General features: G+C 71.3%; 10 protein-coding genes and 3 pseudogenes. 7 read left to right on the forward strand and 6 right to left on the reverse strand.

What is annotated here, in order from left to right; genetic code table 11:
- Positions 1-55: 55 nt before the first annotated feature.
- Positions 56-553 carry a P-loop nucleotide/nucleoside kinase family protein gene (locus tag ACZ38L_RS20055; RefSeq protein WP_465695071.1) on the forward strand — a complete coding sequence of 166 codons (498 nt, stop codon included), beginning with the start codon at positions 56-58 and terminating at the stop codon, positions 551-553.
- Positions 554-680: 127 nt separating this feature from the next.
- On the opposite strand, the gene ACZ38L_RS20060 is transcribed toward ACZ38L_RS20055, so the two are convergent.
- Complete coding sequence (locus ACZ38L_RS20060; RefSeq protein ID WP_465695205.1) at positions 681-1,043, reverse strand: DoxX family protein; 363 nt, start codon at positions 1,041-1,043, stop codon at positions 681-683.
- 264 nt (positions 1,044-1,307) lie between these two features.
- On the opposite strand from ACZ38L_RS20060, the pseudogene ACZ38L_RS20065 reads away from it, so the two are divergent.
- The 3 pseudogenes from ACZ38L_RS20065 to ACZ38L_RS20075 all read left to right on the forward strand — a co-directional run.
- A pseudogene (locus ACZ38L_RS20065) lies at positions 1,308-1,592 on the forward strand (helix-turn-helix domain-containing protein); the annotation flags it as partial.
- A 7-nt stretch (positions 1,593-1,599) separates the two neighbouring features.
- A pseudogene (locus tag ACZ38L_RS20070) lies at positions 1,600-2,502 on the forward strand (LysR family transcriptional regulator); the annotation flags it as partial.
- Between the two features lie 195 nt (positions 2,503-2,697).
- Positions 2,698-3,135: pseudogene (locus ACZ38L_RS20075) on the forward strand (LysR substrate-binding domain-containing protein); the annotation flags it as partial.
- Positions 3,136-3,194: 59 nt separating this feature from the next.
- Here ACZ38L_RS20075 and ACZ38L_RS20080 read toward each other — a convergent pair.
- Positions 3,195-4,241, reverse strand: a complete 1,047-nt coding sequence (locus tag ACZ38L_RS20080) for a TolB-like translocation protein (protein ID WP_465695075.1) — start codon at positions 4,239-4,241, stop codon at positions 3,195-3,197.
- A gap of 418 nt (positions 4,242-4,659) precedes the next feature.
- On the opposite strand from ACZ38L_RS20080, the gene ACZ38L_RS20085 reads away from it, so the two are divergent.
- A complete protein-coding gene (locus ACZ38L_RS20085) occupies positions 4,660-5,835 on the forward strand; it encodes an alanine--tRNA ligase-related protein (RefSeq protein WP_465695079.1) in 1,176 nt (391 codons plus the stop codon).
- Positions 5,836-5,974: 139 nt separating this feature from the next.
- Here ACZ38L_RS20085 and bla read toward each other — a convergent pair whose 3' ends face one another.
- The gene (gene bla, locus ACZ38L_RS20090; RefSeq protein WP_465695083.1) at positions 5,975-6,778 is read right to left on the reverse strand and encodes a class A beta-lactamase; all 804 of its coding nucleotides are present in this window, start codon (positions 6,776-6,778) and stop codon (positions 5,975-5,977) included.
- A 219-nt stretch (positions 6,779-6,997) separates the two neighbouring features.
- On the opposite strand from bla, the gene ACZ38L_RS20095 reads away from it, so the two are divergent.
- A complete protein-coding gene (locus ACZ38L_RS20095; RefSeq protein WP_465695087.1) occupies positions 6,998-7,885 on the forward strand; it encodes a LysR family transcriptional regulator in 888 nt (295 codons plus the stop codon).
- On the forward strand, positions 7,882-8,799 hold the full coding sequence (locus tag ACZ38L_RS20100) for a serine hydrolase (RefSeq protein WP_465695091.1): 918 nt from the start codon (positions 7,882-7,884) through the stop codon (positions 8,797-8,799). The genes ACZ38L_RS20095 and ACZ38L_RS20100 overlap by 4 nt, the downstream gene beginning before the upstream one ends.
- Positions 8,800-8,857: 58 nt before the next feature.
- Here ACZ38L_RS20100 and ACZ38L_RS20105 read toward each other — a convergent pair whose 3' ends face one another.
- The 3 genes from ACZ38L_RS20105 to ACZ38L_RS20115 are packed head-to-tail and all read right to left on the reverse strand — an operon-like array spanning position 8,858 to position 12,568.
- Positions 8,858-11,065 carry a xanthine dehydrogenase family protein molybdopterin-binding subunit gene (locus ACZ38L_RS20105; RefSeq protein WP_465695095.1) on the reverse strand — a complete coding sequence of 736 codons (2,208 nt, stop codon included), beginning with the start codon at positions 11,063-11,065 and terminating at the stop codon, positions 8,858-8,860.
- Positions 11,062-12,051 (reverse strand): FAD binding domain-containing protein, encoded by a 990-nt coding sequence (locus ACZ38L_RS20110; RefSeq protein WP_465695099.1) that lies wholly within the window; start codon positions 12,049-12,051, stop codon positions 11,062-11,064. The genes ACZ38L_RS20105 and ACZ38L_RS20110 overlap by 4 nt, the downstream gene beginning before the upstream one ends.
- Positions 12,038-12,568, reverse strand: a complete 531-nt coding sequence (locus ACZ38L_RS20115; protein WP_465695102.1) for a (2Fe-2S)-binding protein — start codon at positions 12,566-12,568, stop codon at positions 12,038-12,040. The genes ACZ38L_RS20110 and ACZ38L_RS20115 overlap by 14 nt, the downstream gene beginning before the upstream one ends.
- Positions 12,569-12,702: the final 134 nt, after the last annotated feature.

Here is a 12,702-nt window from a genome sequence, read left to right on the forward strand (position 1 = left end):
CCGGGGGCGGCCACCTCGGCGGGCCCTCCCCCGGTCGACTCACTACCCTGGTCCCATGACGCAGCTGGCGAGCACGGTGGTGCTGATGTGTGGGCCTCCGGGAGCGGGCAAGACCACGTACGCGATGGCTCTGGTGCGCCGCGGCTACGTTCGACTCTCGATCGACGAGGTGGTCTGGCAGCGGATCGGCCGGCGTGATGCCGGCCTGGTGCTGGAGACGGAGAGGTACGACGAGCTCAAGGACGAGATCCGCCGCCAACAGCGGTGGGAGCTGGTCGAGTTGATGCGTGCCGGGCGGGACGTGGTGGTGGACTACAGCTTCTGGAGCCGTGCCGCCCGCGACGAGTACAAGGCGTTGGTGGAGGGCCACGGCTGCCGTTGGGAACTGGTCCACCTGAAGGCGGACCGGGCAACGCTGGAGCGTCGCCTCGCGGTCCGCAACCGCGAGGACGGTGCCAACGCCGTCACCGTGGACGCGAACCTGCTCAGCCGCTACCTGGCCAACTTCGAGGAACCGGAAGGGGAGGGCGAGCGGGTCCTCGTACAGGCCTGAAGACGGCACGACCGGGGGCGCGAGGCGCTGGGGTCGGGTCAGGTGGATCAGCCGCCGGCGCGCCGTCTCGAGAGCGCCGGCTCGTCATCGTGGCAACGAACTCACGGACCGCCGGCCCCGCCTGAGGTCACAGCCAGGTCATCGCGAGCCGGCCGGTCACGACCGCGGCGAGCAGGAGCGTGACGTTGAGGGCGACTTGGCGGTCCCCGAGGCTCAGGTGAACCCCGGTCGCGCCGATCTGCAGGACCACGAACCCGACGGCGGCAGCCAGGGCCAGCCAGGGCGCGACACCGGTCAGCGGTGGGAGGACCAGCCCGATCGCGCCGAGCGCCTCGATCACCCTGAGGGCGCTGACGGCCGGCATCGGGGTGCTGTCCACCCAGGCCATCGTCGATCTGAGTCGCGCACGGCTCCGGACCAGCTTCACCGTGCCCCCGTAGAGGTAGAAGAGGGCGAGCAGGCCGGCAACGATCCAGTACGCGACGTTCACGATTCCCATCCACGGTTCCCAGTTGTAGGTGACCACATCGCCACCGGTGGAGCGCCGGCAGAGGGCGCACGCGCGTGCGGGCGGCGCGTAGCGGGCCCGGACCTTCAGCGGTGGCCGCCGCCGCGGCTGTCCGGATCCGGTACGGGCCGCCGGGCGGCGTCGTCCTTCCTGCCTAGTGCTGTGACCACATAGGTCCACCGGGTTGGCGCTGGCAGGCCCTCGACCGGTTGGATGTCGCGAGATGTCCAGCTCGGAAGGGGCGCGATGGCAGAGCCAGTCATGGTCCGCAGGCTCATGGATCACGAAGGACAGCAGTTACAGAGGATCGTGCGGCGGGGCAGCACCAGCTCGGTACGCTACCGGCGGGCGGTGATGCTGCTGGCCTCGGCCGGTGGCAACCGGGTGCCGGTGATCGCCCAACTGGTTCAGGCGGACGAGGACACGGTGCGGGACGTGATCCATCGGTTCAACGAGATCGGCCTGGCCTGCCTGGGCCCTCAGTGGGCGGGAGGCCGTCCCCGCCTGCTCAGTCCTGACGACGAGGACTTCGGCGTCAATGGACCTCGACTTGCGACTCGTGCGCTACTTCACGGTCGTGGCGGAGTACGGCAACTTCGGCCGGGCCGCCACCAGGCTCCACCTGGCGCAGCCGTCGCTGAGCCGTCAGATCCAGCGACTGGCGGCTCAGCTCGGTGTCCGGCTGTTCGACCGCTCGCCGCAAGGCAGCAGCCTCACCGACGCCGGTCAGGCCTTCCTTCCCAGGGCCCGGATACTGCTCCAAGAGGCCGAGCAAGCCGCTCACACGGCCAGAGCCGCCGTCCAGCCCCGTACCATCACCGTCGGCCGCGCCGAAGGACTGGTCATCACCGTCTGTGTGCAGGAACTGCGCCGCCGGCACCCTGACGGCCAGGTCCGCACCAGGCACCTCGACTGGCGGGACACGCGCGCCCTCGCCGAGGGGCGGGTCGACGCCCTCGTCGCGTACAGGCCCCTGCCCTTGCCCACGGACGGCTTCCGGGTGACCAAACTCCATGAGGAGTCGCGGGTACTGGTCACGTCGGCAAGTCATCATCTGGCGAACGAGAAAACCGTCAGCCTGCGGGCTCTGTCGGACGGGGAACTGGTCGCCTGCGTCAGCACTCCGGTCCTCTGGAGCACGCCCAAGCCCGTCGGCAACCGCCCGGCACCACCCCCGCCCGCGATCGACGACAGCTACGAGGACAAGCTGGAACTCATCGCCACCGGCCACTGTGTCGCGATCTTCCCTGCCGGCGATCGACGCGCTGCTGTGCGCGAGGACATCGCCCTGGTGCCCGTCATCGACATCGATCCCTGCGAGGTCGTGCTCGTCACGCGCGCTGACGACCCCAACCCGTTGCTCGGATCGCTGGAAGACGTCGCGCGTACATTGCTCGGCACAGCCTCCCGACGGGAGAACGACGAACTGCCGGTCAATCAACTGAACCCGTTGCCTCTGCGAGGTGTTCCAGATGGCTGTCGCCGCGCTGCACAGTCAGCGGGGCTGTCGAACCAAGTTCAACCAGTCGTTGCAACACTGTCTGCCAGGAGCAATTTTAGATGCTCATTGAGCGCTTCAGCAGGGGTTCTCCAGTCGAGGGTCTTGCGGGGCCTGCTGTTGAGGGCGGCGGCAACTGCGTCGATGGTCGACGTCGCCCCGACCCGGGGGCCGTTCGACGAGACCGGCCTGACCGTGCACGAGCTGCGCGCCGACGATCCGCTGGCCCGCCGTGACCGTCTGGACCTGGCCGACCTGGCCGACCTGGCCGACCTGGCCGACCGCCGTTGGTTCCTGTTCCCGGAGGGCACCGACGCCGTTTGGCAGTCGTACTGGAGCGGCGGCGAGCGCCGCGAGGGTCCGGTGGTGCGCGCCGTCGAGGAACGCCGGCAAGCCGTTCTCTGGAACGGCATGGTCGGCATGACCCTCCTGGACCTCGAGCCGGCGGAGGGGCTCACCGCGGTGCCGCTGACCGACATGCCGCCGAGTCGCGTGGTGGCGGCGTGGAACGAGGGCGACACGAATCCACTGATCCGCTCGTTCGTCCAGATCGCGACCGCCGCCTACCGCGGCTGAGCGCCGCGTGCCGGACGTGGGCGGCGCCTGCCTCCGGCACGGTCCCTCCCCGCCGCCGGTCAACGGTAGGCCGGCAGGCCCGGGTGGGTGGAGATCAGGGTCGGGGCGGCGGACCCGTCGGCCGGGAGACTGGCGATGCCGTCGGGCGTGCGCACCGCGATGGTGGTGCCGTCCGGGGAGAGCGCCGGCTCGGTGTAGTCGGTGGTCGGGTTCGGGGTGAGGTCCTTGGCGGGCGACCGCGGGGTCTCCAGGTTCTGCTCGAAGACGTGGTCGTGCGCGCCGACCGAACGGACGAAGACCACCTCCTCCCCGTCGGCGGTGACCGTCGGCTCGGAGCCGGGAGCGACCTGGAAGACCATCTGGCGGAGGTAGTCGTCGCGGAGGTAGACGTCGCCGGTCCGCGTGTTGGCGAAGACGACGGCGCCCTTGGTGCCAGCGCCGTTCGGCCAGGTGTTGGCGGTCTGCGGCATGTTCTGGACGCCGTCCATGCCGGAGCTCAGGTCCAGCGGGGCCGGGGTGCCGTCGACGGCGTCGGCCGGGATGGTCTCCAGGCTGGTGACCCCGCCCGCGGTGGAGACGAAGAAGATGTCCTGCCGCGCGGTCAGGTTGCTCTGGTCGGCCGCGACGTGGTGCCAGGCCGGGTGGGACCAGCTCTGCCCGGGGAGGTGCTTCGCGACGACCACCCGCCCGCTGCCGTCCGGGTTGGCGGTGACCAGGTCGCCGTCGCCGTCGACGAAGACGGCCTTGCTGCCGTCCGAGGACCAGGCGAGGTCGCGGACCGCGGTGCCGAAGTCCACCGAGGTGCCGTTCATCAGGACGTACGGGGTCCCGTCGCTGATGGTCAGTCTGCTGTTCCCGGTGCCGTTCATGGCCGGGCGCGCGCTCTTGGTGGGAGTGGGGGTGGGGGTGGGGGTGGGCGCGCCGGCGGCGAGGGTGGCGGGGCCGTCGGCCGGATTGCCGGGCGTGGCCGGCGCGCTGGCGGCGGGCGGGGCGGCCTTGGCGGTGTCGTCCGGGCCGCACCCGGTCAGCAGCAGTGCGGTGCCGGTGACGGCGGAGGTGAGAGCGATGGCGGCGGCGGTGCCGCGGCGTCTGGCGTGGGCGGGCATGAGAGTTCCCCCGAGGCTGAGTCCGGTGACGGGAGGAGCATTCCCGCGTGGCGTCCCGGATCGGTGCGGTCGGTGTCACAGCCGTGCAACAAGCCGACACACCGGCGGCAGGCCCGCTCTTGCCCCACCGCATCCCTTGCGGCCCGGTCCGCGGCACGTGACCAAGGCGTGCGCGGTGAAATCGGGTGGCCCGGGAGCACCGGGTGCGTTACCTTCGGCGTTGTGAACGTCATGAGCCGGACCACCACCGCGACCGCGCGAGCTACGAGCTCGCCGGTTGCCGCCGCCTGACGTACTCCCACTTCCCACCGGCGACCGGAAACGGTCTGCCGGTGGTTCCATGGCGTTCCCGCCCCGGTTCCGATGATCGTGCGGACCCGTTCCCCGGTGCCTCCCGCTGCGCGTAAGGAGCCAGCCCGTGAACACCGATCAGATCGTCCGCACGTTCGTCGAGTACTTCGAGGAACGCGGCCATCGCCGAATCACCGGTTCGACCCTGCTGCCACCCCCCGGTGACCCGGTGCTGTTCACCACCTCGGGCATGCACCCGCTCACCCCGTACCTGGAAGGGCGCCCGCACCCCCTCCGCCGGCGGCTGGTCAACGTGCAGCGCTGTCTGCGCACCACGGACCTCGAGGAAGTCGGCGACCGCACCCATCTGACCGTCTTCGAGATGCTCGGCACCTGGTCGCTCGGCGACTACGAGGGCCCGTTGAGCCTCGACTGGGGGTACGAACTGCTCACCGACGGGTTCGGCATCGACCCGGGGCTGCTCCATGCCACGGTCTTCGGCGGCGACGACCAGACCGGTCCGGACACCGCCTCCCTGGAACTGTGGCAGCGGCGCGGGGTGCCGGTGGAACTCACCGTCGAGGACAACTGGTGGTCCAACGGTCCGACCGGCCCGTGCGGCCCCGACTCGGAGATCTTCCTGTGGACCGGCGACACCCCGCCGGAGTCCACGCCGACCAGGGACGACCGCTGGGTGGAGGTCTGGAACCACGTGATGATGCGCCACCGACGACTCGCCGACGGTTCACTCGTACCGCTCCCGCAGCGCAACATCGACACCGGACTCGGCCTGGAACGGCTGGCCTCGCTGCTCCAGGGCCGGCGTTCGGTGTTCGACTGCGACGTCTTCGGCCCCTGGCGCCGGATCGTGCCGGCCCTGTGGCAGTTGGACGACCCGTCACTGCGGCTGGTCTGCGACCACCTCCGCTCGGCCATCGTGGTGATCGGCGACGGGGTGCGCCCAGCCAACACCGGCCGCGGCTACGTACTGCGCCGGCTGGTCCGGCGGGTACTCACCGTGCTGCGGCGCGACGATCCGCGGCGCGGTCTCGCCGACCTGCCGGACGAGCTGATCAAGCACACCCTGGACCACTTCCGCCAGGACGGGGAACCGGCCACCGTGCGCCGGGTGCTGCTCGAGGAGGAACTCCGTTTCGTCCGGCTCCTGGAGCGCGGCCGGCAGGTACTGTCCCGCTCCCGGTTCCGCGGCCCGTTGGGCGAGGAAGACTTCCACTACCTCCACGACACCCACGGTCTGCCGCGTGACCTCGTCCTGAACCTGCTACGGAGTCCATCCCGCTGACTTCTCGCGTTGCTGGCCCATCTCACGGGTGCAGGTGCGGTTGGCGGGATCGCGCCGGTCCGCGGCGGGGCCGGCGCCGCCGGGCCATCCGTGCCCGCGTTGCTCGTCAGGGTAGCGGTGCGTCCGCCAGCGGCGCCGGCTAGCGGAGCGCCGCGAGAGTCGCCTTGGTGGCGTCCGCGATCAGGGCGTCGTCGGAGGACGCGCCCGCGGAACCGCGGTCGGACAGGATGGCGATGACGATCGGAGCGCCGCTGGTCGGCCAGGCGATCGCGATGTCGTTGCGCGTGCCGTACCCGCCGTTGCCGGTCTTGTCACCGACCTTCCAACCGGAGGGAACCCCCGCCCGGATGTAGGGGCCGCCGGTCGTGTTCGCCACGAGCCAGCCGGTGAGGAGTTGCGTCCGGCTGCTGGGCAGCACGTCCCCGAGGACGAAGGCGCGCAGATCGGTGCCGAGCGCGCGTGGACTGCTGGTGTCCCGGGGGTCGCCGGGGGTCGCCTCGTTCAGTGTCGGTTCGGTCCGGTCGACGTTGGTCGTCGTGTCTCCCAGGCCGCGAAGCGCCGCTTGGAGTTCGGCGGCCCCGCCCAGCTGGCTCAGCATCAGGTTCGCGGCGGTGTTGTCGCTGTACTCCAGCGCGGCCGCGATGATGTCGCGCAGCGCCATCCCGGTGCCGACGTGCTGCGACGTGACCGGCGAGTACTGGACGAGGTCCGAGGCGCCGTAGGTGATGACGCGGTCGAGTTGGGCGTCCGTGTCGCGCCCCAGCAGGATCCCGGCGGCGAGGGCCTTGTAGGTCGAGGCGTACGCGAACCGTTCGTCCGCTCGGTACGCCACCGTGCGACCCGTCGCGGTGTCCACCGCGTAGACGCCGAGTCGGGCGTGGTACCGCCGCTCGATCTCGGCGAGGGCCTGAGTCGAGGGGCCGCCCTGCGATGCGGTCGGCACCGCTGATGCCGGAGCGGTCGTCGGGACGGCCCGGGCCGATGTGGCCTCGTGGCTCCCGGCACACCCGCTCAGGAGGCCCGACGCGAGGAGGAGGGGCGCGGTGAGGAGGGCTGTTCGGTAGGTCGAGGGAGGCATGACCAGTAGCCTCGCGCCGTTCGTCCATCCGCGCAAAGACAGAAATGAAGTTTTGCATGCTGTTCTGGCATAAGATCGAGTGCCATGGATCTGGTGGGCGCGTGTCGCGTGTTCGTGTACGTGGGTGAGCGCGGCAGCTTCACGCTCGGCGCCGCGGCGGCCCGGGTGCCGCAGTCCGTGGCGAGCCGGCGGATCGCCGCGCTCGAGGACCACTTCGGGGCGCAGCTGTTCGACCGTTCGACGCGGCGGGCGGCGCTGACCCCGTTCGGGCGCGACATGCTCGCGTCCGCGAAACGGCTCGTGCGGTTGGCGGAGGCGCTGGAGCACGACGCCGAGCAGGCGAAACTGCGGCCGCTCGGTCTCGCGGTGCCCGAGACGTGCTCACTGCGGCACCTGGCGATGCTCGATGCGGCCGCTCGCGCCCGGAACACGGTCCTGGACTTCCGTTCCGCCGGCCCGGCGGAACGCGCGGAGCTGCTGCGGTCGCACGAGGTGCGCACCGCGCTCCTCGCGGTCCCACCGGCCGACGCCGACTGGACCGTGTCGCTCGGCGTCGCGTCGCCGACGGACGGCGGCCCGGAGCCGTTCCACCTCGAAACCCTGCGGCCTGGGCGGACACGTCGATCGATGCCGCGCCTGTGGATCCAGCCGGAAGACGACGTGCCGCACATCCGGGACCGGCTGGAACAGCTCGGCCACCGTGCCGCGCTCGTGCCCGCACAGATCTCGGTCGCCGCGTCGTTGATCGCCGCCGCGTCCGAGACGATGCGCACCGGCGACCTCCTCCTCTGCTCGGCAGCGCAGGCGAACGAGCTGGGGTTGCGCTGGCGCGGGCTGGCGGGGGCAACCGTCGCCCGCGGGTACAGCGTCTCAGCGGTCACGGGCGACGACGCGCGACGGCTGCGCGTCGACCTGGGTGAGCACGTGGCCCGGGCCGTGGGGACGGCGACGGATGGTGAGGAACGCCCATGAACGACGAACGGGTGATGCGGGAACTGCGGGGCCTGCTGGCCGACGCGGGGCTGTCGGGCTCCTTCCTGGTCCGGGACCTGGCGACCGGCGAGGAGATCGGCCTTGACCCGGACCTCGAGTTCCCCGTCGCGTCGTTGGTCAAGGTGCCGCTCGCGGTCGCCGTGCTGGGCCGCATCCACGACGGGCGCATCGACGGGTCCGAGCTGATCGACGTCGCGCCGGGGCTGATCACGTCGCCGGGGCCGGCGGGCCTGAGCAAGTTCCGCCACCCCGCGCGCGTCGCTGTCGACGACCTGCTCTACCTCACCATCGCGATCAGCGACAACGCCGCCGCGGACGCACTCTTCGACCTGGTCCCGCCCGCCGAGGTCGCTCGTGCCATGCGCGAGGCGGGGATCACCGGCATCGCGGTGCGCCACCGCATGCGCGACCTCGTCGAGACTCCGGCGGAGCGACTCGGCCCGGGCGGGGTGAACCTGGCCCACTCCCTCGCGATCGGATCACGGACAGCGGGACGGGGGCACCTGATCCCCCAACTCGACGTGAGCCGCGCGAACTCCGGTTCCGCACGGGCCTTCGTCGACCTGCTGGAGGCCCTGTGGGTCCCCTCGCGCGTTCCGGCCGACGTCACCGCACAGGTGCGCTCGCTCATGGGCGAGAACGTGGTTCGACAGCGATTGACGCCCGACTTCAGCTCCGACGCCTCGAAGTGGTCGTCGAAGACCGGCACGCTGCTGAACCACCGCCACGAGGTCGGGGTGGTCGAGCACGAAGACGGCGGAACCTTCGCCGTCGCCGCACTGACCGAATCCAACGTCCCGGCCGCCATCCAACCCGCCGCCGAAGCACTCATGGCACAGGTCGCGCGGACGCTGCACGATCAGCTCCGGGGCGGCCGGCACCGACCGCGGTGAAGGTGGGAACACCGCGCGGCACGGTCGGGGGCAGCCGGGGGCGGCCGTCTGTGCGCCCTCACAGCAGGGCGTCCAGCGTGATCGGCAGCTGACGCAGGCGTTTCGCGGTGGCGTGGTACACGGCGTTGGCGATCGCGGGCGCGATGCCGACCAGACCGACCTCGCCCACGCCCTTGGTACCGGTGGCGGTGGCACGGTCGGGCTCGCCGACGAAGATCACGTCGAGGTCCGGGACGTCGGCGTTGACCGCGACCAGGTAGTCGGCGAACGTGCCGTTGGCGATGCGGCCGGTACACGGGTCGGTGACGGTGTCCTCGAACAGGGCCAGGCCGATGCCGCCGACCGTACCGCCGATGATCTGGCTTCTCGCCGTCTTCTCGTTGAGGATGCGGCCACCGTCGATCACGGAGACCACCCGCGCGACCCGGATCAGGCCGAGGTCCGCATCGACCCGTACCTCCACGAACTTCGCGCCGTACGCGCCGGCGAGGGACAGGCCCAGTTCGGTGGCGACCGGCGGGGTGCTGTTCCCGTTCGCCGTGAGTTCGGACAGCCCGTGCCGGGCGAGGAGGTCGGCGTAGGACTCCCCGCGGTCCGGGCGGCCCGCTGGGTGGATCCTCCCGTCGGCGCATTCCACGTCATCCGGGGAGACCCCCAGCAGGGGCGAGTCGGCGTCCCCGCGGGCGAGTTCGGCGAACGAGCGGACCAGCCCGCGGCACGCGTCGTGCACGGCGTTGCCCAGCGCGCCGGTCAGGCCGGAACCACCTGCCATCGTCGAGTAGGGCATGTCGGAGTCGCCCAGGTCGAAGCGGACCAGGTCCAGGGGCAGGCCGAGTTCGTCGGCGGCCAGCTGGGCCATCACGGTGTAGGTGCCGGTTCCGATGTCGGTCGCCGCGCTGCGTACCAGCGCGCTGCCGTCGCTGTTGACGGTGGCCTGCGCCGAACACGGTTGCCCGAACCAGGGGAACATCGCGCTCGCCATGCCGTAGCCGACGAGCCAGTCGCCGTCGCGCATCGAGCGCGGCTCGGGGTTCCGGTCGGCCCAGCCGAAGCGTCGCGCGCCGACCTCGTAGCACTCCAGGAGAGCCTTCCCGGACCAGGGGAGCCCGTTGCGCGGGTCGACGTCGGTGTGGTTGCGCCGCCGCAGCTCCAGCGGGTCCATGCGCAGCTCGTGGGCGAGCTCGTCGAGCGCCGACTCCAACGCGAAGTTGCCCTGCGCCGCGGCCGGGGCGCGCATCGACGTCGGAACGGCGATGTTGAGCCGGGCCTGCCGGTCCCGTGTGATCACGTTGGGGCACTGGTAGAGGTAGGCGGTCTCCGACGAGAACGGCTCGAAGTCGCTCCCCTCCATGCTCAGGGAGCTGAGGCTGCGGTGGTCGAGGGCCACCAGCTCGCCGTCGCGGGTGGCGCCGACGCTCAGCCACTGCACGCCGTGGGGACGGTGCCCGACGGAGGTGAACATCTGCGGCCGGGTCAGCACCAGCTTGACCGGTCGCTCGAGCATCCGGGCGGCCATGGCGGTCAGGACCACATGCGGCCACACGCGCAACCCGGCACCGAAGCCTCCACCGACGTAGGGCGCCAGGACCCGTACCGAACTCTCCGGGATGCCGAAGACCATGGCGAGGGTGGTCCGCACCATCGACGGCCACTGGCTGGTGTCGTGCACGGTGAGGGTGTCGCCCTCCCACGCGGCCAGGGTGGCGAACGGTCCGAGCGGGTTGTTGGTGTTGTCGGCCGTGGTGTAGGTGGCCCGGAGGGTCACCTCGGCGGATTCCAGCGCCGCGGCGGCGTCACCGCGTGAGGTGTCCATGCCCCAGGGATCGAGGAGCTGTTCGGCCCGCGGGTCCTGGAGGTCCAGCAACGGCTCCGTGGCCTCGTAGTCGGCCCGCACCAGGCGTGCCGCGGCGGTGGCCTGCTCCGGGGTCTCCGCGACCACGAAGGCGATGTGCTGCCCGTGGTGGACGATCCGGTCGCTCCGCAGCGGTGGGGGCGACGACGCACCGAGCGCCGTCGTCGGGCCCGTCCCCACCTTCAGGGCGTTCTCGTGGGTGAGGACGGTGAGCACGCCGGGTGCGGCCTCGGCGGCTTCGGTGTACATGCGCACGATGCGGCCCGCGGCGATGGTGCTCTGCACCAGGACGCCGTAGGCCTGGCCGGGGACGCTGAAGTCCGCCGGGTACGGGGCGGTGCCGGTGACCTTGCGCGGTCCGTCGACCCGGTTGATGCCCGCGCCGACCAACGGCCTGCTTTGGACGGTGCTCATGCGGTCACCCCGGAAACGGTCCGCAGTGCGCGCACCAGGGTGCGCCGGGCGAGCGGCACCTTGAACGCCGTTCCCGGAACGGTCCAGGCGTCGCGCATGGTCGCCTCGGCGGCGTCCAGGAACGTGGCCCTCGTGGCGGGCGCGCCGGTCAGGACGTGCTCGGCCTCGTAGGACCGCCACGGCTTCGTCCCCACACCACCCAGGCCGACCCTGGCCTGATCGATCGTGCCGCCGTCCACGACGAGGAGCACGGCGGCCGAGGTGAGGGCGAACTCGTACGACATCCGGTCCCGGACCTTGAGGTAGCCCGACCGGGCGACCGGCGGCGGCAGCGGGATCTCCACCCCGGTGATCAGCTCGGCGTGCTCCAGGACGTTCTCGCGCTGAGGGCTTTCGTCGGCCGTCAGGTAGAACTCCGTCAGCGGCACGGTGCGGGACTGCGACAGTCCCTGGATGTGCACGACCGCGTCGAGCGCCACCAGGGCGACGGCGAGGTCGGACGCGTGCAACGCGACGCACCGCTCGCTCGCGCCGAGCACGGCGTGCATCCGAGCCGCGCCCCGCACCGCCGCGCAGCCGGAACCCGGCGTGCGCTTGTTGCACTCACCGACCGTGGGGTCGCGGAAGTAGCGGCATCGCGTGCGCTGCAGCAGGTTGCCGCCGATGGTGGCCATGTTCCGCAGCTGTACCGACGCGCCCAGCAGGAGGGCCTCGCGCACCACGGGCAGCCGCTCGGCCACCGTGGTGTCGGCGGCCAGCTCCTCCATGGTGACCAGGGCCCCCACGTGGAGGGTCTCGCCGCGTCGTTCGATGTCGTGCAGCGGGAGCCGGGTGATGTCGATCAGCCGCGCCGGCTCCAGGACCCCGTCCTTCATCAGGTCCAGCTGCGTCGTGCCGCCCGCCAGGGGGAACGCCTCCGGGTCGTCCGCCAGCAGCCGCACCGCCTCGCGGGTGTCGGTGGTCCGGACGTAGTCAAAGGCGCGCATCGTGACCTCCCCGGGCGGCCGCTTCGCGGATCGCCGCCACGATGTTGGGATAGGCACCGCAGCGACACAGGTTTCCGCTCATGAACTCCCGGATCTCCTCGTCGGAACCGGCCCGGCCCTCGGCCAGGAGCGCCACCGCCGACATGATCTGACCCGGTGTGCAGAAACCGCACTGGAAACCGTCGTGCTCCACGAAAGCCCGCTGCACGGGATGCGGCCCATCGGCGTCGCGGACGCCCTCGATGGTGGTGACGGCCCGGCCCTCCGCCTGCGCCGCCAGGGTCAGGCAGGCCAGCACCCTCCTGCCGTCCAGATGGACGGTGCACGCACCGCAGGCACCCTGGTCGCAGCCCTTCTTGGTCCCCACCAGACCCAGCCGGTCACGCAGGGCGTCCAGCAGGGTCACCCGGGTGTCCAACCGCAGGGTGTGTGACCGCCCGTTCACTGTGAGCGTCACGATCCGCTCGATGCTCGCAGGACAACTCCGCACGTCCTGCCGGTTCATCACGTCGCTCATCGCGTCTTCCTCCCGGTCGCCCACGGCTCGGGACCCGCCTGGGAGCGGGGCCGGCGCACTGAACGGGTTCGACCATCGGGTGCGGGTAGCGTACGTCTGCCAGCCTATGAGACGAACCGGTGTTCCCGCATGCG

It is taken from the genome of Kitasatospora sp. NPDC024654, assembly GCF_055559155.1.